The 12,898-nt window shown below is 68.6% G+C and carries 13 protein-coding genes; 6 read left to right on the top strand and 7 right to left on the bottom strand.

Annotation, left to right across the window (positions count from 1 at the left end; translation table 11 throughout):
* Positions 1 to 29: 29 nt before the first annotated feature.
* Positions 30 to 1,004, bottom strand: coding sequence for a hypothetical protein (locus UK23_RS24990; protein WP_045314060.1), 975 nt, complete (start codon positions 1,002 to 1,004; stop codon positions 30 to 32).
* Complete coding sequence (locus UK23_RS24985) at positions 1,001 to 2,221, bottom strand: MFS transporter (protein ID WP_045314059.1); 1,221 nt, start codon at positions 2,219 to 2,221, stop codon at positions 1,001 to 1,003. The genes UK23_RS24990 and UK23_RS24985 overlap by 4 nt, the downstream gene beginning before the upstream one ends.
* 192 nt (positions 2,222 to 2,413) lie before the next feature.
* Here UK23_RS24985 and UK23_RS24980 point away from each other — a divergent pair, with 192 nt between their 5' ends.
* Positions 2,414 to 3,742 carry a glycosyltransferase family 4 protein gene (locus tag UK23_RS24980; RefSeq protein ID WP_045314058.1) on the top strand — a complete coding sequence of 443 codons (1,329 nt, stop codon included), beginning with the start codon at positions 2,414 to 2,416 and terminating at the stop codon, positions 3,740 to 3,742.
* Positions 3,742 to 5,037 (top strand): UDP-glucose dehydrogenase family protein, encoded by a 1,296-nt coding sequence (locus tag UK23_RS24975; protein WP_045314062.1) that lies wholly within the window; start codon positions 3,742 to 3,744, stop codon positions 5,035 to 5,037. The genes UK23_RS24980 and UK23_RS24975 overlap by 1 nt, the downstream gene beginning before the upstream one ends.
* Before the next feature lie 283 nt (positions 5,038 to 5,320).
* Here UK23_RS24975 and UK23_RS24970 read toward each other — a convergent pair whose 3' ends face one another.
* A complete protein-coding gene (locus tag UK23_RS24970) occupies positions 5,321 to 6,016 on the bottom strand; it encodes a PIG-L deacetylase family protein (RefSeq protein WP_052685010.1) in 696 nt (231 codons plus the stop codon).
* A 34-nt stretch (positions 6,017 to 6,050) separates the two neighbouring features.
* On the opposite strand from UK23_RS24970, the gene UK23_RS24965 reads away from it, so the two are divergent.
* Positions 6,051 to 6,506, top strand: coding sequence for an SLATT domain-containing protein (locus UK23_RS24965; RefSeq protein ID WP_045314057.1), 456 nt, complete (start codon positions 6,051 to 6,053; stop codon positions 6,504 to 6,506).
* On the opposite strand, the gene UK23_RS24960 is transcribed toward UK23_RS24965, so the two are convergent.
* Complete coding sequence (locus UK23_RS24960; protein WP_045314056.1) at positions 6,507 to 7,274, bottom strand: enoyl-CoA hydratase/isomerase family protein; 768 nt, start codon at positions 7,272 to 7,274, stop codon at positions 6,507 to 6,509.
* Positions 7,275 to 7,277: 3 nt separating this feature from the next.
* A complete protein-coding gene (locus UK23_RS24955) occupies positions 7,278 to 8,231 on the bottom strand; it encodes a magnesium transporter CorA family protein (protein WP_156213367.1) in 954 nt (317 codons plus the stop codon).
* A 69-nt stretch (positions 8,232 to 8,300) separates the two neighbouring features.
* On the opposite strand from UK23_RS24955, the gene UK23_RS24950 reads away from it, so the two are divergent.
* Positions 8,301 to 9,626: a serine/threonine-protein kinase gene (locus tag UK23_RS24950; RefSeq protein WP_045314054.1), complete on the top strand. Its 1,326-nt coding sequence runs from the start codon at positions 8,301 to 8,303 to the stop codon at positions 9,624 to 9,626.
* Here the strand turns inward: UK23_RS24950 and UK23_RS24945 are convergent.
* A complete protein-coding gene (locus UK23_RS24945) occupies positions 9,611 to 10,483 on the bottom strand; it encodes a hypothetical protein (RefSeq protein ID WP_045314053.1) in 873 nt (290 codons plus the stop codon). The two genes, UK23_RS24950 and UK23_RS24945, sit on opposite strands and share 16 nt — an antisense overlap.
* Entirely contained in the window at positions 10,476 to 10,973 is a 498-nt protein-coding gene (locus UK23_RS24940) for an RNA polymerase sigma factor (RefSeq protein ID WP_156213366.1), read from the bottom strand. The genes UK23_RS24945 and UK23_RS24940 overlap by 8 nt, the downstream gene beginning before the upstream one ends.
* 79 nt (positions 10,974 to 11,052) lie before the next feature.
* On the opposite strand from UK23_RS24940, the gene UK23_RS24935 reads away from it, so the two are divergent.
* Positions 11,053 to 11,541 carry a GNAT family N-acetyltransferase gene (locus tag UK23_RS24935; RefSeq protein ID WP_045314051.1) on the top strand — a complete coding sequence of 163 codons (489 nt, stop codon included), beginning with the start codon at positions 11,053 to 11,055 and terminating at the stop codon, positions 11,539 to 11,541.
* A 36-nt stretch (positions 11,542 to 11,577) separates the two neighbouring features.
* Positions 11,578 to 12,867 carry a YncE family protein gene (locus tag UK23_RS24930; RefSeq protein ID WP_045314050.1) on the top strand — a complete coding sequence of 430 codons (1,290 nt, stop codon included), beginning with the start codon at positions 11,578 to 11,580 and terminating at the stop codon, positions 12,865 to 12,867.
* The last annotated feature ends 31 nt before the right edge of the window (positions 12,868 to 12,898 follow it).

Genomic DNA, 12,898 nt, shown 5'->3' with positions numbered 1-12,898 from the left:
TGAGGTGGATGAAGGTTCCCTTCATCGAGCTACGGCATGGGGACCGGGGATGAGGCTTCCGTTGCTACCAAGGTCGGCTTCGTGGAGCCGTCCGCTGGCACCTGGAAGATCGAGCTCTTGCCCGTGGAGCCGGAGATGGCGCCGTAGGCGAGGGTGTTGTCGTCGAGCCACGCGGCCTGGTCGTCGATTCCCGAAGTGTCGGGCAGCACGCGTTCCTGACCGGAAGCGAGATCCAGCACCGCGAGCTCCCAGCGGCCCACCCAGCGCGTCGTCTTCTTGTACGCGATGTGCTTGCCGTCAGGGGAGAGCGACGGGCACTCGGGACCGATGCGGACGGTCTCCAGGGTGCGCGCCGAGAGGTCGCCCTTGACCAGCCAGCGCCGGCCCGCGCCGAGGAAGGTCGCGTAGAACGTGCGGTCGTCGGAACCGACCGTCAGACCCCAGTAGTTGACGTCGGCCGCGCTGTACGGCTTGCCCTCCACGGTCGCGCCGAAGACTTCCAGCGACTCGACGACGGTGTCGGTGCGCAGGTCGTAGAAACCGGTGCGGGTGGAGAACCCGCCGGGTGCCACGTACGAGTCACCGGACACGAACACGGTCCACGACACGACCTTGCCGGAAGCCGACACACGGGCGCGAGAAGGCACACCGGGCAGCGGAATCGTCTTCAGAACCTTGCCAGAAGAGTCCATCACCGCGGCCTCGAACGTCGGCCCCACACCCGCGAGCCGCAGGCAGACAGTGGTGCCGCCGGCGGTGTAGACGCGTTGGCAGCGCATGCCTGTCGCGTTTCGCGGACCGTCCGCTGTGGACAGTTCGGCTGTCGACACCGCGTCGTTGCCGCCTCTCTGGTCGATGAGGGTCAACAGACGTCCGGAATGGGCCTGCACCTGTGCGACCGGCTTGGTGGCCGTGCGGTAGACGTAGCCGCCGGTCGCGAACACGACCAGCGCCACCAGGACCACCCCGATCAACACGCGGTGCCTGGCGAACCAGGACTTCACGCGGCAGCTCTCCTTCTGACCACCAGCACGACGAGCAACGAGACGGCGAGCCCGCCACCGGCCACGGCGACCGCGGCGAGCACGGACGCGTACTGCAGCAGGAAACCGAACGCGACTGAGGACACCAGCTTCGCCATGGCCTGACCGGTCTGCACCACGGCGAGACCCGAGCCGCGCAGGTCCTCGGGGATCATCGAGCCGGCCCACGCCGACAGCACGCCGTCGGTGGCGGCGTAGAAAGCGCCGTGCAGCAACAGGGCGATGACCGCGACGGTGTAACCACCGCTGGGGGCCAGCAACAACAAGTACACGCCGAGCAGCAACACGTGACCGGCGAAGAAGATCTTCCAGCGGCCCAGGCGGTCGGACAACCGGCCCAGGGGAGTCGCGAGGAGCAGGAACGTCAAAGCGGTGCCCAGCGGCAGCAGCGGCAGCGCGCCCAGCGGGATGTCGGTCGTCTTCTGCACCAGCACGAACACGAACGCGTCGGACATCGTGGCCAGGCCGAGGATCGCGGCCACGATCGTCACGCGGGCGAACGCCTTGTCCTTCAGCAGCGCCAAACCGGCCTTGATGTCCGGCGCCTTCCTGGCCGAAGCCGGTGCGGCCGGGCGCTCCCGGACGAAGAACACCAGCGTGATCACGCCGACCAGCGCGAACGCGAAGCTCACGATGAAGATCGGGTCCGGCTGCGTGCCGAGGTTCGTGATCAGCAGGAACGTCACGAGCGGCCCGAGCAGTGCGCCGACGGTGTCCATCGTGCGGTGCACACCGAACGCGGTGCCGAGCTGGTGTGAGGGAACGCTCAGCGAGATCAGGGCGTCACGCGGCGCAGTGCGCAAACCTTTGCCCGCACGGTCAGCGGCGAGCAGCCCGCCGATGCCGAACGCCGAAGCGCCGACGAGAGGGAACGCCAGCTTCGTGACCGCGGACATGGCATATCCCACACCCGCGACGGCCTTGGGACGCCTCAACCGGTCCGCGACATGCCCGCCCACGAGGCGCAGAACCGCCGTGGCACCGGTGTACAGGCCGTCGAGCAGTCCGAACTGCACGTAACCAACGTGAAGTGTGAACAGGAGATAGACCGGCAGGAACGCCGTGACCATCTCGGAGGAAATGTCCGTGAGCAGCGAAACCGCTCCGACAGCGACAACCGCGCGTGGCACGCCACCCAGCTTGTTGCCGTGCTCCGCCCGAGCTGACGCCACGTACACCCAAACACCGCCTTCTTCCAGGAGTGCCTGGACGCGCGAATACCCCACTGCTACATCGGCGGATCCGAGGCGCTGTTACACCGTCTGGGCGCACACGGTCGTCCGCATCCCGGTCCTTTGAATGCCACGCGTAACTCTTCGGGCGCCGGGGACGACCTACGAGGCGTCGGCCCCCGTTGGAAGTAGGGACCTTTGAGTGCTCCACACGTGTTGATCATCGTGCAGAACCTGCCGGTGCCGCTGGACAGACGCGTCTGGCTGGAATGCCGCGCCCTGACCGCCGCCGGGTACGAGGTTTCGGTGATCTGCCCGAAAGGTCCGGGTGATCCCGCCTATCAGCTGCTCGACGGTGTGCATCTGTACAAGTACGCTCCGCCGCCGCAGGCCGAAGGTGTGCTCGGATACGCGTGGGAGTTCCTGTACTGCTGGGTGCGCACGGCGTTGCTCAGCGTGAAAGTCCGTGCCCGCAGGCGATTCCACGTCATGCAGGCGTGCAACCCGCCGGACACGTACTGGGCGCTCGCGTTGCTGTGGCGGCTCGGTGGCGTGAAGTTCGTCTTCGACCACCACGACCTCAACCCCGAGGTGTTCCTGTCGCGCTTCGGCGAGCCCACGGGCGCGGCGGGCAAGCTGCAGTACCGGATCCTGAAGTGGCTGGAGCGCCGGACGTTCCGCACGGCCGACCGGGTGACGTCGACCAACACCTCGTACCAGAAGATCGCGTGGACGCGCGGATCCGTGCCGCCCGAGCACACCACCGTCGTGCGCTCGGGTCCGGACACCACCGTGATGCGACCTGTCGAGGGTGTGGACGAGCTGCGGCGCGGCGGCAAACACCTGGTGGCCTATCTGGGAATCATGGGCCCGCAGGACGGCGTCGACGGTGTGCTCGAAGTCGCACGCAGAGTTGTCTTCGACCGTGGCCGCACCGACGTCCGCTTCGCGCTGCTGGGCTTCGGCGACTGCCTGGAAGACCTGAAGAAGCAGGCCACGGCGTGGGGCCTCGACCCATACGTGGAGTTCACCGGACGCGTCGGGCCCGAACAGATCACGCGTTACCTGTCCACGTCGTCGGCCGGCCTCGGCCCGGATCCGTTGTCGCCTTTGAACGACGTGTCCACTATGAACAAGACCATGGAGTACATGGCCTACGCTCTGCCGGTCGTCTCGTACCGGCTGACGGAGACCGTGGTGTCCGCCGGCGACTGCGCCGTCTACGTCGAGCCGGGTGACGTCGAGGCGTTCACGACATCGCTGCTCGACCTCCTCGACGACGCGGAACGCCGTGGCCGCCTCGGCTTCGAGGGCAGGCGCCGCTGCGAGGCCGAGCTCGACTGGCGCCCGCAGGCCGAGAACTACGTCGCGGTGTTCGACGGGCTCACCGGTTTCGCCTCGCGGGGCCCGTTCCCCGACGGCAGGCCGGAGCTGACCCCGGGCACCGACCAGTGGGGCAACAAGATGATCGACGTGAGCGACGACGCCGTGCTTCGTGCGTTCGCCGTCAACCGAACGGGAGAATGATGTTCGTCAGAAGGATCGCGGTCGTCGGCACCGGGTACGTCGGCCTGACCACCGGCGCGTGCCTCGCGTCGCTCGGTCACCGCGTGGTGTGCGCGGACGTCGACCAGGCCAAGGTGGAACGGCTCTCGCGCGGTGAGGTCGACATCCTCGAACCGAAGCTCGCGGACCTGGTGGGCGAGGGCATCGCGTCCGGCCGGTTGTCCTTCGTGCTCGGTGCGTCGGCCGCGGTGGCCGACGCCGAGGTCGTGTTCCTCTGCGTGCCCACGCCGATGGGTGTCGGCGGCGTCGCGGACCTGCAGGCCGTCGAGTCCGTTGTGGACGAGACGCGCGACCTGCTGCCGTCCGGCTGCGTGATCGTGAACAAGTCCACCGTGCCCGTCGGAACGTCGATCCGCACCGCCGAGCTGCTCCGCCGTGACGACGTGGCAGTCGTCTCGAACCCCGAGTTCCTCCGTGAGGGCTCCGCGGTCCACGACTTCCTGAACCCGGACCGGATCGTCGTCGGCTGCGACCAGCAGGACGCTGCCGAGCGCGTGGCGGCCCTCTACGCACGCCTCGGCGCGCCGACGGTGCTGACGGACGCGGCGTCGGCCGAGCTGGTCAAGTACGCGGCCAACTGCTTCCTCGCGATGAAGCTCTCGTACGTCAACGCGGTGGCGGAGCTGTGCGAGCGGCTCGGCGCGAACATCACCGACGTCACCGAGGGCATGGGCTACGACAAGCGCATCGGCCAGGCGTTCCTCTCGCCCGGCCCGGGCTGGGGCGGTTCGTGCCTGCCCAAGGACACGCACGCGATGCTCCAGGCCGCGGACGCCGCCGACTTCGAGTTCCGCCTGCTGCGCGCCACGATCGACACCAACGAGCGCCAGCGCACGCGGATGGTCGAGAAGGTCCGCCTCGCCGTCACCGGCAAGCGCGGCGGCTCGCTGTCGCACGTGCGGCTCGGACTGCTCGGCCTGACGTTCAAGGCCGGCACGGACGACCTGCGCGACTCGCCCGCACTGGCCGTGGCCGCGCTGCTGAAGCAGGCCGGTGCGGACCTCGTCGGCTACGACCCGGCGCTGGCCGGTGGCACGGACCTCGGTCATGTGTCCGTTGTGGACGATCCGTACCAGGCGGCCAAGGACGTCGACGCGCTCGTCGTGCTGACCGAGTGGCCGGACTTCCGCTCGCTGGACTGGGCGCGGCTCGCCGAGGCCGTGCGGCAGCCGGTTGTCGTTGACACCAGGAACCTCTTGGACCCGGACGTCATCCGCCGCGCGGGCTTCACCTGCACGTCGCTCGGCCGTCGTTAGGTCCTGGTGCAGTCCATTCAAGACAGTCCTTTTAGCTCAATGGTGTGAGTGGGCGCGCGAGTTTCGTGTGCTAGCGCTTTGATTCCCGGCAACACCCGGTGGGACGAGCTCACCGGGTCTTGTCGGGAGGATCCCAGAAGATGGGCGCACTGATGGACACGGTCATGGGTCTCGTCAACCAGGCCAGCAGCCTGCTCTCCCAGGCGGCCGGTCTCGTACAGGGACTGCTGTCCGGGCTCGGCATCTGAGGACCTGCGTGAGGTGAGACCGCCCGAGCGCGGTCTCACCAGCGCGGCAGGTCCGGTCCGCTGGTCACGATCCCGGCGAACAGATCGGTCTCCGGCAGCGGCGCGTCCGTGACGTCGATCTCGCGGAAGTACTGCTCCTGCAGGGAGAACGCTCCGTGCACCTGCTGACTCGCGTGACACCGCAACGCCTTGCGCTTCACGTCCGCGACCTCGTTGATGTCGATCGTGGTCGAGCCCTCGCGCGCGGTGAGGTAGAGCTTGGCCGGGATGCCGGTGCGGCGGACCGCGAGCCCGGCCACCCGGCAGACGTGCATGTGGTCGCGGTGCGAGCTGTAGTGGGTCAGCACCACCTGAGGCTGGTAGTGCTCGATCAGCGCGGCGAGCCGGCCCGCCGCCGTCTCCACCGGGATCGTGCAGAACCCGCCCGCCGGGACCTCGCCGGTGTGGCCGGAGTCGTGATATCCCAGCAGTTCCAGGTCTGTGACGCCCAGCACATCGCAGGCCGCGATCAACTCCGCGCGCCGGTGCGCGGCCACGGCCTGCGGGTGGTGGCCGACCTCGCCCGGCACCGCACCGTTCGCGGCGTCGTCGAACTCGCCGTTGGTGCACGTCACCACCACGGTTCTGGCTCCGTGCCTGGCATAGCGGGCCAGCGCGCCACCGGTCGACGTCGACTCGTCGCCGGGGTGGGCGTGAACGGCCATCAGGGTTCTGGGTCCGGCGAACTGCACGCGCGGAAGGTACCCGCTAACTAATGTCTCGCGCGTGACCGACCTGCCGTCCGGCCTGAAGCCGCTGGAACTCGCCCACCACCTCCGCGACCAGATCGAGCGCGGCCACACCTACGCCCGGTCCCGCAAACACCGGTTCCGCTGGAAGTCCGTGACGGTCCGGCTGACCACGCTGGTGCTGTCGGCGGCCTCGACGATCATCCTCGGCCTGCAGAACCTGGATCCCTGGACGGGCACCGCGTTCTCGCTCGTGGCCATCGTCACGGTGGTCAGCGCGCTGGAGCCGTTCTTCGCGTGGCGATCCCTCTGGGTGCTGATGGAGGAGGCCAGCTACAAGTTCCACCGGCTGCAGGACGACCTCGGCTACTACATCGCCTCGACCCCGCCCGAGGACGTCGACCCCGAGCGGGTGCGGGAGATGTTCCTGCGGTACCAGGAGATCTGGGACGGGCTGAGCTCGCGCTGGCTCAAGTTCCGGGAGAACGCCTGATCAGCGGCCCTGGAACGTGGCCTTGCCGGGGCCGTCGGTGAGGAAGCTGTGCACCGCTCGCGGCAGGTCCTGGGTCTCGAACAGCGCGGACGCGATCGTGGTGACGTGCGCGTCCGCCTCCGGGACACCGCCGTGCTCGAAGTGCGCGAGGACCTGCTTGGTCGCGGCGTGCGCCTTCGTCGGGCCGACCGCCAGGCTCAGCGCGAACTGTTCGGCGGCCAATGGGAATCCCTCGTCCGGGAGCACCCGGTTCACGACGTTCCAGCGTTCGAGCGTGACGGCGTCGTAGAGGTCGCCCGTCATCACGAACTCCTTGGCGCGCCCCACTCCGGCACGGGCGGCGAGGCGTTGCGTGCCGCCCATCGTCGGCGTGAGGCCCACGACCTTCTCCACCAGACCGAACTTGGCGCTCTCGGCGGCGAGGATGATGTCGCACGCCACGGCGAGCTCGAACGCCCAGGTCAGGCACAGGGCGTGCGCGGCGAACACGGTCGGGATCGGCAGCGCGGCGAGCCGCCCTGGCAGCAGGAGCATGCGGTCGAACAGCGCCTGCGCGTCCTCGCGGTACTCCTGCGCGGCGAACAGCGACACGTCGACACCGCCGCTGACGACCCGGCCGGTCGCGTTGATCAGCAACGTCCGCGCGTCCCCCAGCTCGTCGAGGGCGTCGTGGAACTCGGCGTCGAGGTCGAGGGCGTAGAGGTTGAGCGGCGGGGCGTCGATCGTGATGATCGCGAGCTCGTTCTGCCTGGTCAGGTGGATCTTCATCGTTTACAGCCAATCGCGGCGCTTGAACATCACGTACAGGAGGTAGGAGAGGGCGAAGATACCCAGCGTGGACACCCAGAAGCCCCACTTCTGCTCGAAACCGGGGTAGGGCACGTTCATGCCGTAGTAGCCGGAGATCGCGGTCGGCACGGCGATGATCGCCGCCCAGCTGGTGACCTTCTTCATGATCGAGTTCAGCCGGTTGCCCTGCACCGCGACCTCGGCCTCGCGCAGGTTCGTGACCAGCTCGCGCATCGACTCCGTGAGCTCGGCGGTGAACAGCGTGTGGTCCTTGACGTCCAGGTAGTACGGCATCATCGCGTCGTCCACGATGGAGTGGTCCTTGTGCATCAGCGAGCCGAGGACCTCGCGCATCGGCAACGCGACCCGGCGCAGCTGCACCAGGGACCGGCGCATCTTGATCGCCTTGTGCCCGACGTGCGGTTTCTCCTGGTAGATCTGGTCTTCCAGGTCCTCGATGGCCTCGTCGAGCTTCTGCGCGGCGGCGTACTGGGTGTCCACCACGTCGTCGAGCAGGCCGTGCAGCAGGAAGCCGACGCCGGACGTCGCGAGGTCCGGGGCGCTGTCCCAGCGGCGTTGGAGGTTCTTGATGTCGTACGACTCGTTCTCGCGGACGGTGACGAGCGCCTGTCCGGTGACGAAGACGTCGATCTCCGTGGTCCTGATCTCGTGGTCGTACTCGGCCGCGTGGACGGTCATGAAGAGATGGGTGGGGTAGCGGTCGAGCTTGGGGCGCTGGCGTTCGCCGAGCGCGTCCTCGATCGCGAGCTCGTGCAGGCCCAGCTCGTCTCTGAGCAGACCTATGTCGCTTTCCGACGGCGAGCAGAGGTCGAACCACACGACCGCGGTCGGATCTTGAAGGTGCCGCGCGACTTCGGTGACCGGGAAGCCGTGGTCCACGAGTTCGCCGTTGCGGTACAAGCGGGTCCGGCTCATGGGTGACAAGCCTACGTAGATCTACTCAGATGTGCGGATTCGCGCCCAACTCCCGCTACCCTCGATCCGGTGAAGGTGGACCAACCCCAACGCATAGGCGACTACCTGCTGCTCGGCAGGCTTGGTCGTGGTGCCATGGGAACGGTCTACCTGGGCCAAGGCAGCGACGGACGCCAGGTCGCCGTGAAGGTGGCCCGCGCGGAGCTCGCCGACGACCCCCGCTTCCGCGAACGCTTCCGCCGCGAGGTGCAGATGGCCCGCGCGGTCGGCTCGGCAGGCACCGCGGCGGTCGTCGACGCCGACACGCGCGCGGCCCGCCCGTGGATGGCCACGGAGTACGTGCCCGGTCCGACCCTGCAGGAGGCGATCGAACGGCACGGCCCGCTGCCGGAGCACCACCTGCGCCGCCTGGCAGAGGGACTCGCCGAGGCCCTGACCGCGATCCACCGCGCCGGGCTGGTGCACCGCGACCTGAAGCCGTCCAACGTGCTGCTGGGCGCCGACGGCCCGCGCGTGATCGACTTCGGCATCTCGCGCGCGATGGAGCACACGGCGTTGACCGAGACCGGCATGGTGTTCGGCACGCCCGGCTTCCTGTCGCCCGAGCAGATCACGGGCCAGGAGGTGGGGTGTCCCTCCGACGTCTTCGCTCTCGGCGCGGTCCTGGTGTACGCGGCGACCGGCAAGGGGCCGTTCGGCGAGGGGCCGACCGCGACTCTGCTCTACCGGGCGGCTCACGGCGAGCCCGACCTGGACGGCGTGCCGAAACCGCTGCGTCCGTTGGTGCAGAAGTGCATGCACCGCGACCCCGCTCGTCGCCCGGACCCGACCGAGGTGACCCGGTTGCTGGCCCAGGTCGTCTCCCCGAAGCCGCCGACCTCGAAGCTGCCCGCGCCGATGACGCCAGCGGCGGCGACGTTCTCGACGTCGCGGATCGTGCCGTTCGCGTGGGGCCTCACGAACCTCGCCGCAGGTCTGCTGGCCGCCGCGATCGCCGACCCGGCCGCCCACGCCAACGGCGCCACCCAGCTGCTGGCGCTGGCCGCGTTCTGCGTGCTGGTGGTGCGCGCCGTGCGGCTCTTCGGCGCCGCCGCCCGCAGCAAGGTCGTCATCGAGATCAGCCGCGAGGGCATCGCCACCACGCGCAACGGCAAGTTCCACCAGTACTGGTGGTACGAGCTGGCCCGCGTCCGGGTCGTGCCGCACAAGAAACGCCCGTGGGTCGTCGTCTGGCTGAAGGACCCGGCACCGCGCCGCTTCTTCGGCGCGCACCACGGCGGGGTGCGGGTGTTTCCGATCGCGCACGAGCGGTCCAGGCGGCGGCGCGAGCGTGACGTGATCGAGTTGCGTGCCGCTCTGGCGTGGTACTTGCCGCGCTCCTACGACGGCCGCTGATCAGTCCACTCGTAGGTGATCGTGACCGCCAGCGTCACCAGGTCCGGGGACATCAACCTCGTGTTCGGCTTCCGCTCCTCAACGCTCACCACCTCACCGGTCGCCGGATCGAGGGTGAACCGCGTCGGCCCCGCAGTGGTCACCGTGCCGTTGTCGTAGCGGATCTCGGGGACGGCGGCGAGCTGCCGGTACAGTCCCGCCTTCTCCTGGTTGGTGGTGAAGGGCGACATCAACGTCTTCGCCGCGCTGTCCAGCTTCTCCGCCGGCTCCACCGGCAGCGGGTTCAACATGCCCACTTCGTGGCACGGGGTGTGCGTGCACAACGAGTCCCAGAGGCCAGGACCCTTGTCGTCCTTGTAGATGTGGTAGTCCTCAGCCCGCTTCTGCACGCCTGCGATCGCCCGCTGGCGACCGGTGAGCCTGCGGGTGACCACGGGGTTCTGGCTGGGCGCGACGGGCAGCCACACGTCGGTCTGGTACTCGAACTGCGTGGCGCCGAAGCTCGGGGTGCCTGCCTCGCCGGTGCTGTACGTCTGCCACACCTCGTACTTGATGTGCCGGTATTTGCCCCGCGGCTCCCCGGACGTCTCGAGCAGGCCCGCCGCCTCCACCAACGAGGTCGCGGGCGCGGTCGGCATCGTCGCGACCGGCGCGTTGTGCGAGGCCGGCCGCAGGTACACCACGAGCCCGGCGACCAGGACGACCCCGGCGGCCGCCGCGGCGATGCCGATCCACCTGCGCGTGCGGCGTTTCGGCTGCTCGGAGAAGAGCTGTTCGCGCAACCTGGCCAGCCGCACGTCGTCGGCCGGCCGCACCGGGTAGAGCTCGGCGAGGTCGTCGTCCAGCAGGTCACGCATGGCGGAGCTCCAGTTCCTTCAGCTTGGTGCGCAGGCGGTGCAGACGGGACCGGGCGGTGCCGGGGTTCAGGCCGAGCGCCTCGGCCGCGTCCTGGACGGTGAGACCGGCCAGCGACACGAGCAGCAACAGGTCGCGGTCCGCCTGAGGCATCCGGGCCAGCTCGCCGGCGATCAGCCGCAGGTGCGAGCGGGCGTCGATCCGCGTCACCACCGTGTGCTCCAGCGTCTCCGCGACACCCAGGTCGACGCCGTAGCGTTCGGCGGTGCGCAACAGCCGGACCTCGCGTTTGGCGTGGGCGCGCAACAGGTTCGTCGCGATGCCGTAGAGCCAGCCGACGACGCCGCCACGTGCCGGGTCGTACGCCGCGGCAGAACGCATGGCGGCCAGGAACGTCTCGCTGACCAAGTCGTCAGCCACGTCGACACCCACGCGCCGCGCCAGATATCGGTGCAGCGGCTGAGCGTGCTCGTCGAACAACTCCGCGAACATCACGCCCCCAGTTGGCTTCCCGCACTCACAGTGTTGCAGTGACCTGAATCACAGTGGACGGCGAATGCAGGATGAAGCCATGACCAACTGGATCGTGACGGCCGAAACGTGGGCGGCGGACTCGGACATCAACCGCGACTTCTACGTGGACATCATCGGTCGTTACCGGGGGAGGGACGACGTCGCCGAGGAAGTCGCGCAGTACCAGCGCGATGAGGAGGACAGCGACGTGCCGGTGTTCCTCGTGGTGTCGAAGAACGGTGAGCAGGCGGGCTGCCTGGGCATGCGCTTCCTGGACGGCACCACCGGCGAGCTGACGCGGATGTTCGTGCGCAAGGAGTTCCGCGGCCAGGGCGCCGCATCCGCACTGCTGCGAGCGATAGAGGCGGAAGCCCTGAAACTCGGCGTCACCGCGTTGCGACTCGACGTGCGCGACGACCTCGTCGAAGCCAGAAACCTCTACGCCAAACGGGGTTTCGTCGAGATCGAGAACTACAACGACGCAAAGTATGCCGGGCATTGGTTCGAAAAGAGGCTAACGTCCGCCCATTCGGCCGCGATGTCCTGACCAGGTCGGGATGACGCGCGCCAGGAGGCATTGAACATGCGGTTGCGTCCACTGGTGACGGCTGCTGCCGTCACCGCGGCACTGGTGGTGACCCCGGCCTCGGCGGCTCCCGCCGGTCGGGTGCTGGGTTACGTCGCCAACAACGGCGGCGGGGTGTCGGTGATCGACACGGCCACGAACGCGGTGTCCGAGACGATCGCTGACAGCGGCGCGAACTCGCCGTACATGGCAGCGGTCGCGTTCGACGGGACCCGCGGCTACGTGACGAACTCCAACGACAACAAGCTCACCGTGATCGACACGCCGACGAACACCGTCGACGCGTCCATCCCGGTCGGGGACCACCCGGCAGGCGTCGCGGTCGCTCCCGGCGGCGGCTTCGTCTACGTCACGAACTACTTCGGCAACTCGGTCTCCGTGGTCGACACGGCTACGCGGACGGTCACCGCGACGATCGCGGTCACCGAACGTCCCGACGGTGTGAGCGTCGCCCCGGACGGCAAGTCCGTCTACGTGACGCACGACCGCGCGGGCGCCGGCCTGCTCTCGGTGATCGACACGACGGCCAACGCGGTCGTCGCCACGGTCCCCACGGGCAGCAACTCGACCGCGCTCGCCCTGTCGCCCGACGGTTCGCGCGCGTACGTGGTCAACAGGACCTCGAACAACATCTCCGTCGTCGACACGGCTTCTCGCACGGTCGCCGCCACCATCGGCGTCGGCGACTTCCCGCACGGCATCGCGCTGAACGGGTCCCGTGCGTACGTGACGAACAGCGTGTCGAACTCGGTGTCGGTCGTCGACCTGACGACGAACACCGAGATCCTCCCGCGGATCCCGGTCGGCGAGCGGCCGATCAGCGTGTCGCTGCTGCCGGACGGGTCGGCCGCCTACGTCACGAACTTCGACAGCGACACGGTGTCGATCATCAGCACGGCGTCGAACACGGTCACCGGGTCGATCCCGGTCGGTGACAAGCCGGTGGGCATCGCGATCCACTTCGTGCCGCCCGCCGCGGCCAAGCTGGTCGCGGGCAGTGCCCAGCTGCAACTCCGGCTGGTCGGTTTCACGGTCCGCTCGCTCGACGCGACGCTGACCGAAACGCACACCGGTGCGCCGGTGGCCGGTGCGAAGATCGTGTTCCAGACGGTCAAGGGCAGCCCGCTCTGCACCGCCACGACCAACTCGTCCGGCAAGGCCACGTGCGACGCGAACGTGTCGCTGCTGGTCGGGTTGAACACCCTGCTGCAGGGCTTCACGGCCTCGTTCGCGGGCGACAACGAGCACACGGGCGGCTCCGCACACGGCTCGATCAACCTGCTCTGATTGCCTCGATGAAGGGAACCTTCATCCACCT

Origin of the sequence: Lentzea aerocolonigenes (assembly GCF_000955955.1) — a bacterium.
In the GTDB taxonomy this organism is placed as follows: Bacteria; Actinomycetota; Actinomycetes; order Mycobacteriales; family Pseudonocardiaceae; genus Lentzea; species Lentzea aerocolonigenes_A.
This window is presented reverse-complemented; position numbering and strand designations above follow the sequence as displayed.